Below are 9,575 nucleotides of genomic sequence, written 5' to 3' on the forward strand. Positions count from 1 at the left end.
GAAGCAATAGAGAAAAAGACATTAAAACATGTCTGGAATCAATATCTATGAAGCCTGACATTGTAAGAATTTATCCCACACTCACTATTAAGGATACTGAACTTCTAAATATGTATAACAGAGGTGATTACAAACCTCTTTCTTTGGAAGAAGCAATAGATATATCAGCATACATTTACAGCCAATATGCAGTAAATAATATAAATGTAATAAGAATTGGCCTTCAAAATACAGATTTGATAAATGAAGACGAGGATGTGGTTGCAGGTCCTTTCCATCCTGCTTTCAGACAGCTGGTAGAAGAAAATATTTATTTATCTTCTATAATACTTAAACTTAAGGATATGGATTTAAAGGACAAACAAATAACTATATCAGCAAATCACAGGCTCATAAGCTTTATTGCCGGCCAAAAAAAAATTAACATTAAAAAGTTGAAAGAGATTTTTTCTATAAGCAAGGCATCCTTTATAAATTCATCAAATGAACAATTAGTAGAAATATACGATGAAAACAATAAATTGGGTAGTTTTGACAAATCGGAGATTTTTCAAAACTATTTGAATTTGCAATAGGGGGAGCTATGTTTTTAAAAAAGGTATATATTAATGGTTTCAAATCTTTTGCTGAAAAAACTGACATTGTAGTAGAAAAAGGAATTACTGCAGTCGTTGGTCCAAATGGAAGTGGGAAAAGTAATATTTCTGATGCGATAAAATGGGTTTTGGGCGAACAAAGTGCCAAATCTCTCCGTGGCGGCAAAATGGATGATATAATATTTGCGGGTACTGAAAAAAGAATGCCTTTAGGATATGCTGAAGTTAACCTTATTTTTGATAATGAATCAGGTATTATACCGGTTGAGTACCAGGAAGTCAGCATAAAAAGAAAACTTTATAAAACAGGAGAAAGTGAATATTATATAAATAAACAGCAATGTAGACTCAAGGACGTAAAAGAACTTTTTATGGATACCGGAATAGGCAGGGATGGATATTCATTTATTGGACAAGGTCGTGTAGAAGACATATTAAGTCCTAATTCAGAGTCAAGAAGACAGGTTTTTGAAGAAGCTTCTGGAATAGTTAAGTTTAAAACCAGAAAAGAAGAATCGATGAGAAAACTTGAAAAAACAAGTGACAATTTAGACAGAATTGAAGATATTATTCATGAACTTGATGAACGTATTGAGCCGTTATCCGAGCAAAGCAAACGCGCAAAGCAATATATTGATATTAAAAATAATTTAAAGCAATATGAACTTAATTATTTTGTTCATGAATACGAAAAGCATACTGAACAGTTTAAAGCATTAGAAAACCAAAAAAATATAGCTGTTGAGGAAAAGCAAAGGCTTCAAAACAAGAGAGATTCTCTAACTGAAGCAATAGTTTCTCAAAAAGAAAAAATTGATGCTTTGCAATTAAAAACAAAAGAATTTGAAGCAATTTTAGATGCCAAGAACAAAGAATATGACGGCTTTCAAAACCTGTGTCAGGTTCATAAAGAGAAAAAATTGTTATACAACAGCAATATTGACAATATTAGAAATGAAATAAAAGATATAGAAAAAAGAAATGGAGAGCTCCAAGAAAATATTAATATTCTCCTTGACGAAAAAACAATATTAGAAGAAGGCCTTATAAGTGATACAGAAAAATTTGATTCTATGAATCAAGAAATAAAAGAATACAAGGCAGAAATTGATAAAATTGCAAGCAATATTATTGAACAAAAAAATGATCTTTTTGAATTGCATAAAGAAATCAATAAAATAAATAGCCAGAAAAGCACAATTGAATCTTTTGTTTCTAATGATGACGAGAGAATTGATTATTTATCAAAAGAAGCAGCTACAGAAGAAGAAGAAAAGAGTAATAGTCTTCATATCATAGAAATGCTTGAAAAAGAACAAGAAAGAATAACTTCTAGCATATCAGATAGAAAGCAAGTACTTGAAAACACAATTCGAAATTTTAATGAAGCTGAAAAAGAAAGAGATATAATAAATTCAAATATTAAAAAAATAAGTGATGAGTTAAGCAGCACAAAATCAAAGATGAATATTCTTTCTAATATGGAAGCTTATTATGACGGTTATTATAAAAGTATAAAAACAGTAATGAATAACAAAGATAAAGAGCCTCTGCTTAAAAAGTCCATTTTAGGAACTGTAGCTGATATTATTAAAACTGAAAAACAATATGAAACTGCAATTGAAATAGCATTGGGTTCTACAATTCAAAATATAATAGTAAATACAGATGATGAAGCTGAAAACATAATAGAATACTTAAAAACGAATAAAATAGGGAGAGTAACATTTCTTCCTATAAACATTCTTCAGGAAAGAAATTTAACGAAGGCAGAACAAGATGTACTCAAAGACCCAAGTGTTATAAATACAGGGGACATGCTTGTTAATACAAATTCTAAATTTGAAAAAGTAATAAAATATTTACTAGGAAGAATATTAATTGTAGACAATTTAAACAATGGATTTAAAATTTCAAAGCGTCTAGGAAATTCAATTAAAATTGTAACGCTTCAAGGAGATGTAATAAATGCTGGAGGATCTGTAACCGGTGGGCATATAAGTAACAATCAAAATTTTCTTGGAAGAAAGCGTGAAATTGAAGAATGCAAAATGCTTATTGAAAAATATACAAGTGAGTTAAATAATCAAAATAACAACTTAAGCAATATTATAAGTTCCATTAAAAATTGTAGTGAATTAATAATTTCTGTAAAAAATGAAATAAATGATAAAAACAATTTATTTGAAATGAATGCTTCAAAGATAAATATGCTCAATGAACAAGCTGATAAAACTTCTGCCGCAATAAGGAAATACATTGAGGAAATGCATTATATTGAAGAAGAAAGAGAAAAGTATAAAGAAAATCTTAAAAGTATTCTTGTTCAAACTGAAAATTTAAAAGAATTAATTGAAAAGAAAGAAAAAAACATTGAATTAATTTCAACACAAAACGATTCTAACAAGAGTAAGTACGAAAAGTATAATGATGTAATATTGAGTCAGAGAGATAAAGTTGCCCAAATTACTCAGGATATAAAATTAAAAGAAGAAAAAATAAATAACATTCAAGCAGAATTGGACAGAAATAAAACTGCAATAATGATTAAACAAGAAAATTTAAGTAATATTGATAATGAAATTAAAACAGCTGATAAAATTATGGAAGATTACAGCAAAAAATCCGTTGCATTAGAAGAAGAAATAAAAATATTAAATGAGAATTTATTAAAAGATAAAGAAGAACTAAGATTAAGTCAAAATGATATATATGAATACCAAAATAAAATTAACGAAGCTAACAAATCTATTACAGACATTTTAGATGATGAAAATAAAATGAATGTGAAAATTGAAAGAGAAATTTCAAAAGTTGAAGAAATTTCTGCAAAACTTTGGGAAGACTATGAACTGAATTATGCTATGGCTCTTGGGTACAAAGATGACAGCATAAGTCAAACGAAACTTTATAGCGAAGTGAATATATGCAAAAAAGCAATAAAAGATCTTGGTAATATAAACTTAGATGCTATTGAAGAATATAAGGAAGTTAAAGAAAGATTAGATTTTCTAAAAAAACAACAAAAAGATTTAATTGATGCTAAAAACCAGCTTAATGAAGTTATTAAAGAACTTGAAGTTCAAATGAGAGATAAATTTGTTGAAGAATTTGCAAGCATAAGATTAAAATTCAATGAAGTATTTAAAAAGCTTTTCAACGGCGGAAGCGGAGATGTATATTTAGAAGATGAAGCAGATGCATTAAATAGCAATATTGAAATTGCAGTACAGCCCCCAGGTAAGAAATTAAGCAAAATTTCTCTTTTATCAGGTGGAGAAAAAGCATTGACTGCCATTGCTCTTTTATTTGCAATCTTAAAGACAAAACCAACGCCATTTTGCATACTTGATGAAATAGAAGCAGCATTAGATGATTCTAATATAGGTAAGTTTTCACAATATTTAAGGGAATTTTCAAAAGAAACTCAATTTATTGTAATAACACACAGAAAGAGCACCATGGAATATGCAGATACACTTTATGGAGCTACCATGGAAGAAAAAGGTGTTACAAAACTGGTTTCACTAAAATTGTCAGATGCAATATAGTTATTTAAGAGTTAAAAATTAATTATTATTTTTGAAAGCTATTGTAGACGTTACAATAAAGTATATTTATGTCATCCTGAACGCAGTGAAGGATCTCATTTTTAAAAGAGAGATTCTTCGGCTTTGGCTTGGAATGACAGTATAAGTGGCTGTCGCATTGACTTTCCTCATTATATAAAAGGAGATACTTATGGATAAAGATAATGAAAAAAAAGGTTTTTTTGCTAAATTAAAAGAAGGACTTTCTAAAACAAAAAAAAATTTAACAGAACAAATAGAAAATATTATATTTCAGCACAAAAAAATTGATGATGAATTTCTTGAAGAATTAGAAGAAATATTAATTACGTCTGACATGGGTGTTGAAACAACAACGGACATTATTGAATATATAAAGCAAGAAACAAGAAATAGAAAACTTGATGATACATCAGAAATAAAAAATGTGATAAAAGAATATTTAGTTGACATGCTTGTAGAGCATGAAGAAAAAGAAGAAGATAATAATAAGCAGAGAGTAATATTGATAGTAGGAGTAAATGGAGTTGGAAAAACAACTTCAATCGGTAAAATTGCTTATAGATTAAAGCAATCCGGCAACAAAGTAATTGTAGCTGCAGCAGATACATTCAGAGCTGCTGCGGTTGAACAGCTTAAAGAATGGTGTACGAGAGCGGATGTAGAAATCATTGCTTCTGAACAAGGCTCAGACCCAGGGGCGGTAATATTTGATTCCATACAGGCAGCTAAAGCTCGTAAAAGTGATGTTTTGATATGTGATACAGCAGGAAGACTTCACAATAAAAAAAATCTTATGAATGAATTGAACAAGATATTTAAAATATTAGATAAAGAATTTAGCGAAGCAAAAATAGATGTTTATTTGGTAATTGATTCTACAACTGGTCAGAATGGCATAATTCAAGCTAAATTGTTCAGTGAAACATGCAATATAAACGGTCTTATTCTCACTAAGTTAGATGGCACAGCAAAAGGCGGTATTGCATTTCCAATTGTAAATGAGTTAAAAATTCCAATAAAATATATTGGAGTGGGAGAACAAATAGATGATTTGCAAGATTTTAACGCCGAAGATTTTGTAAATGCAATATTTGAGTAGAAAACGGATAATAAATATAATATTCTTTAAAAAAGTATTGACAAAGCTATAGATATAAGTTAGAATTTACTGTCAAGCAAAATACTTTACAGAGGTGGTTATATGACTGAGAAAAAATTTATATATAGCATCTTGAATGATTATTATAGAGATTTGCTTAAAGACAATCAGGCGAATATAATAGACTTGTATTACAATCAGGACTACAGTTTGTCAGAAATAGCTGAACATATGAGTATCAGCAGGCAAGGTGTACATGATGCCTTAAAAAGAGCAGAAAAAAGCTTGATGGAATACGAAGATAAAATGAAACTTCATTACAAATATGAAAAATATAACAAAGCAGCTGAGAATATAATAAAGCTGTCCTCAAGCATAAGCGACGACAAATATAAAGATATAGTAGATAATATAAAAAATGAAGCCGGAAAAATAATAAACGAAGGGTAGAAACTATGTTTGAGAATTTATCTGATAAACTTCAAAATGCATTACAAAAGCTAAAAGGTAAGGGTAGACTGTCAGAAAAAGATATTGATCTTGCAATGAAGGAAGTTAAAATGTCATTGCTTGAAGCGGATGTTAACTACAAAGTTGTAAAGACATTTATAAGTAATGTAAAAGAAAGAGCACTTGGTGCTGAAGTAATGGAAAGCCTTACTCCGGGACAACATGTTGTTAAAATAGTTCAAGAAGAACTCGTTAATATAATGGGGCAAGGTGAAAGCAAACTTAAATTCAATTCAAATGATATAACATATTTTATGATGTGCGGACTTCAAGGTGCAGGAAAAACTACTGCAACAGGAAAGCTTGCAAGAAAGCTTAAAAAAGATGGAAAAAGGCCGCTGTTAGTAGCGTGTGACATATACAGACCAGCCGCAATCAAACAGTTGGAAGTGGTTGGAGAAAGTGTTGATGTTCCTGTATTTTCGATGGGAGATAAAATAAGTCCGATAACAATAGCTAAAGAAGCTATGAAACATGCCATGAAGCATGGGAATGATGTTGTAATTATAGATACAGCCGGACGGCTTCACATAGACGAACAACTCATGGAAGAACTTGTTCAGATTAAACAAACGGTTAAACCGGATGAAATCCTGCTTTTATTAGACGCTATGACAGGTCAGGATGCAGTAAAAGTTGCAGAAACATTTAATAAGTACCTTGATATCACAGGGGTAATACTTACAAAAGTTGATGGTGATGCAAGAGGCGGAGCTGCTCTTTCTATAAGAAACATTGTTGAAAAACCTATTAAATTCTTGTCAGTTGGAGAAAAAATGGATCAACTTGAAACATTTCATCCGGACAGAATGGCATCTAGAATTCTTGGTATGGGAGATGTACTTTCCATTATAGAAAAAGCTCAAGGGGCTTTTGATGAAAAACAAGCAATGGAGATGCATAAAAAATTAAAAACACAGGATTTTAATCTTGAAGACTTTTTATCTCAGCTGCAGCAAATGAAAAACATGGGACCATTAGAGGATATGTTAGAAATGATTCCTGGACTTGGAGGGAATAAGAAGTTGAAAGGCTTAAAAGTTGATGAAAAAGAACTGGTTTTCACTGAGGCAATAATTCAGTCAATGACTAAAAAAGAAAGAATAAATCCAACGATTATAAATGGCAGCAGAAGAAAAAGAATTGCAGCTGGAAGTGGAACTTCAGTTCAAAAAGTAAATCAATTGCTTAAGCAATATGATGAAATGAAAAAAATGATGAAGAAATTTTCCACAATGGGGAAAACAATGGGCAAGAAAAAAGGTATTGGCGGAATGGGAAGATTTAAAATGCCATTTTAAGATGCCCTAACCCTATTTTAAGTTGTTGAATTAAGGATTTTCCTTTTTCATATATAATACAAAGGGGACATTCCTCTGACCGCAGAGGATAACTCATTAGTTGAGGTGTGCCCCCACACATTAAAACAAGGAGGTGACAATATGTCAGTTAAAATTAGATTAAAAAGAATGGGTTCTAAAAAGAAACCTTTTTACAGAATAGTAGTAGCAGATTCACGTTCTCCAAGAGATGGACGTTTTATTGAAGAAATCGGATATTACAATCCAGTAGTTGAACCAAAAGAAATTAAAATCAACGCTGAAAGTGCAATAAAATGGATGAATAATGGAGCAAAACCTACAGATACAGTTGGTATGTTATTTAAGACTAACGGTATTTATGAAAAAAGAGATGAAAATAAATAAGAGGTGATATAATGGGTGAATTAGTAGAATATATAGCGAAATCACTAGTTGATAATCTGGATCTCGTGTCAGTTAATGAAGTTGAAGGTAGTCAATCACTTATAATTGAATTAAAAGTTGCTCCTGAAGATATGGGTAAAGTAATCGGAAAACAAGGCAGAATTGCTAAGGCTATAAGAACTGTAGTTAAAGCAGCTGCAACAAAAGAAAATAAGAGAGTTATAGTTGAGATTATTCAATAATCCCTATATTCAAGACAGAGGTAAAAATGAAAGAATATATTAAAGTTGGGAAAATAGTAAATACTCATGGTGTTAAGGGCTGTGTAAAATGTCTGCCTTTGACTGATGATATGGAAAGATTTGATGAGCTTGAATATATCTATACTGAAAAAGATGATAAAAAACGTAAAATCAGTAATGTATGGTACAGAAATAATTTAGTCTACCTACAGCTTGAAGGTATCAATGATATAAATGTTGCTGAAACTTTTAAAAACACATCAATATCCATATTTGAAGACCAGCTGAGAGAACTTCCTAAGGATTCCTATTATTTATTTGATTTGGAAGGTATGGAAGTATATTCAACAGATGGAAAATATATAGGTAAAATAAGTGTTGTTTATCAAACTGGGGCAAATGATGTTTACGAAATAATAAATAAAAATGAATCATTTTTAATACCTGCCGTCAAGGATGTTGTTAAGGAAGTAAGACTTGAAGAAAACAAAATGATAATTCATATTATTGAGGGTTTGCTGGAATGAAATTTGACATAGTTACATTATTTCCAGAGTTAATTGATATTTATACGAAAAACGGAATTATAGGCAGGGCTGTTGAAAATGGTTTGTTTGAGTTGGATTATGTGAATCTTAGAGATTATTCAGAAGACAAGCATAAGAAAGTTGACGATTATCCATACGGTGGCGGACCTGGTATGCTTTTAAAGCCAGAGCCTATGTTTAAAGCATTAGATGCTATAAAAAAACACAATTCATATATTATTTATTTATCACCAAAAGGCAATTTATTTAATCAACATAAAGCCAAAGAGTTTTCTGAGAAAGAGCATATAATTCTTATTGCAGGACATTATGAAGGCATAGATCAAAGAATTATCGACAGATACGTTGATGAGGAAGTATCTATGGGTGATTATGTTTTGACAAGCGGAGAACTACCGGTTCTAATGATTGTTGATGCAGTAGGAAGACTTATACCCGGAGTTTTGGGTTCTGATGAATCTTCAGTAGAAGAATCACATAGTGATAATTTGCTGGAATACCCCCAATACACGAGACCAGAGAGCTATATGGAAATGGAAGTCCCGGAAATATTATTGTCGGGACATCATAAGAGAATTGAAGAATGGCGACGATTTAAAGCGATAGAGATTACTTTAGATAGACGGCCTGACATGATAAAGGACAGCAATTTAATCGAAGAATACAATAAATTAGCAATTAAATATAAATAACTGTTGTATGCATTATAACAATGTGCTATAATGCTTTAGAGTATACGGCGGTCCTCTGTACGACAGTAACAAGAACGCTTAGGCGAAGGGAGGTATACAAATGGATTTAATAAAATCAATTGAAAATGAACAGCTTAAAGGTGAATTAATAGCTTTTAATGTTGGAGATACAATAAAAGTACACGTTAAAGTAAAAGAAGGAACAAGAGAAAGAATTCAGATATTTGAAGGTGTAGTAATAAAGAAACAAGGTGGAAGCAACAGAGAAACTTTTACAGTAAGAAAAATATCTTACGGAATTGGAGTTGAAAGAACATTTCCTATTCATTCTCCAAAAATTGAAAAAATTGAAGTAGTAAGATTAGGTAAGGTTAGACGTGCTAAATTGTTCTATCTGAGAGAAAGAACTGGTAAAGCAACTAAAGTTAAAGAATTGAGAAGGTATTAATTGAGGGCGAATGTCCTCAATTTTTTTTAAGAGAGGTAAAATATGAATATAAATTGGTATCCGGGTCACATGAAAAAAACAAAGGACCTGCTTCAGGAAAATATTAAGCTGGTCAACATTGTAATAGAAGTTATTGATGCAAGAATTCCCATAAGCAGCAAA

9 protein-coding genes and 2 pseudogenes are annotated in these 9,575 nt (G+C 30.8%); all 11 read left to right on the forward strand.

The window, feature by feature from the left end; genetic code table 11:
• Positions 1–575 (forward strand): annotated as a pseudogene (locus SA378_RS07700) (radical SAM protein); the annotation flags it as partial.
• Between the two features lie 8 nt (positions 576–583).
• Entirely contained in the window at positions 584–4,147 is a 3,564-nt protein-coding gene (gene smc, locus SA378_RS07705) for a chromosome segregation protein SMC (protein ID WP_318525406.1), read from the forward strand.
• A gap of 190 nt (positions 4,148–4,337) precedes the next feature.
• Positions 4,338–5,267, forward strand: coding sequence for a signal recognition particle-docking protein FtsY (gene ftsY, locus SA378_RS07710; protein WP_318525407.1), 930 nt, complete (start codon positions 4,338–4,340; stop codon positions 5,265–5,267).
• Between the two features lie 102 nt (positions 5,268–5,369).
• Entirely contained in the window at positions 5,370–5,717 is a 348-nt protein-coding gene (gene ylxM / locus SA378_RS07715; RefSeq protein WP_318525408.1) for a YlxM family DNA-binding protein, read from the forward strand.
• A 5-nt stretch (positions 5,718–5,722) separates the two neighbouring features.
• Positions 5,723–7,078: a signal recognition particle protein gene (ffh, locus tag SA378_RS07720; RefSeq protein ID WP_318525409.1), complete on the forward strand. Its 1,356-nt coding sequence runs from the start codon at positions 5,723–5,725 to the stop codon at positions 7,076–7,078.
• A gap of 141 nt (positions 7,079–7,219) precedes the next feature.
• The gene (gene rpsP, locus SA378_RS07725; protein WP_318525410.1) at positions 7,220–7,483 is read left to right on the forward strand and encodes a 30S ribosomal protein S16; all 264 of its coding nucleotides are present in this window, start codon (positions 7,220–7,222) and stop codon (positions 7,481–7,483) included.
• A gap of 11 nt (positions 7,484–7,494) precedes the next feature.
• A complete protein-coding gene (locus SA378_RS07730) occupies positions 7,495–7,725 on the forward strand; it encodes a KH domain-containing protein (RefSeq protein WP_318525411.1) in 231 nt (76 codons plus the stop codon).
• Positions 7,726–7,751: 26 nt separating this feature from the next.
• The gene (rimM, locus tag SA378_RS07735) at positions 7,752–8,252 is read left to right on the forward strand and encodes a ribosome maturation factor RimM (RefSeq protein WP_318525412.1); all 501 of its coding nucleotides are present in this window, start codon (positions 7,752–7,754) and stop codon (positions 8,250–8,252) included.
• Positions 8,249–8,965, forward strand: a complete 717-nt coding sequence (trmD, locus tag SA378_RS07740) for a tRNA (guanosine(37)-N1)-methyltransferase TrmD (protein ID WP_318525413.1) — start codon at positions 8,249–8,251, stop codon at positions 8,963–8,965. The genes rimM and trmD overlap by 4 nt, the downstream gene beginning before the upstream one ends.
• A 100-nt stretch (positions 8,966–9,065) precedes the next feature.
• Positions 9,066–9,413, forward strand: a complete 348-nt coding sequence (gene rplS / locus SA378_RS07745) for a 50S ribosomal protein L19 (RefSeq protein ID WP_318525414.1) — start codon at positions 9,066–9,068, stop codon at positions 9,411–9,413.
• Positions 9,414–9,455: 42 nt separating this feature from the next.
• Positions 9,456–9,575: pseudogene (locus SA378_RS07750) on the forward strand (ribosome biogenesis GTPase YlqF); the annotation flags it as partial.

Source organism: Sedimentibacter sp. (assembly GCF_033447055.1).
GTDB lineage: Bacteria > Bacillota > Clostridia > Tissierellales > Sedimentibacteraceae > Sedimentibacter.

Coding starts and splice junctions, on each gene's coding strand:
- smc (WP_318525406.1), top strand. CDS start 584: ATGTTTTTAAAAAAGGTATATATTAATGGTTTCAAATCTTTTGCTGAA.
- ftsY (WP_318525407.1), top strand. CDS start 4,338: ATGGATAAAGATAATGAAAAAAAAGGTTTTTTTGCTAAATTAAAAGAA.
- ylxM (WP_318525408.1), top strand. CDS start 5,370: ATGACTGAGAAAAAATTTATATATAGCATCTTGAATGATTATTATAGA.
- ffh (WP_318525409.1), top strand. CDS start 5,723: ATGTTTGAGAATTTATCTGATAAACTTCAAAATGCATTACAAAAGCTA.
- rpsP (WP_318525410.1), top strand. CDS start 7,220: ATGTCAGTTAAAATTAGATTAAAAAGAATGGGTTCTAAAAAGAAACCT.
- SA378_RS07730 (WP_318525411.1), top strand. CDS start 7,495: ATGGGTGAATTAGTAGAATATATAGCGAAATCACTAGTTGATAATCTG.
- rimM (WP_318525412.1), top strand. CDS start 7,752: ATGAAAGAATATATTAAAGTTGGGAAAATAGTAAATACTCATGGTGTT.
- trmD (WP_318525413.1), top strand. CDS start 8,249: ATGAAATTTGACATAGTTACATTATTTCCAGAGTTAATTGATATTTAT.
- rplS (WP_318525414.1), top strand. CDS start 9,066: ATGGATTTAATAAAATCAATTGAAAATGAACAGCTTAAAGGTGAATTA.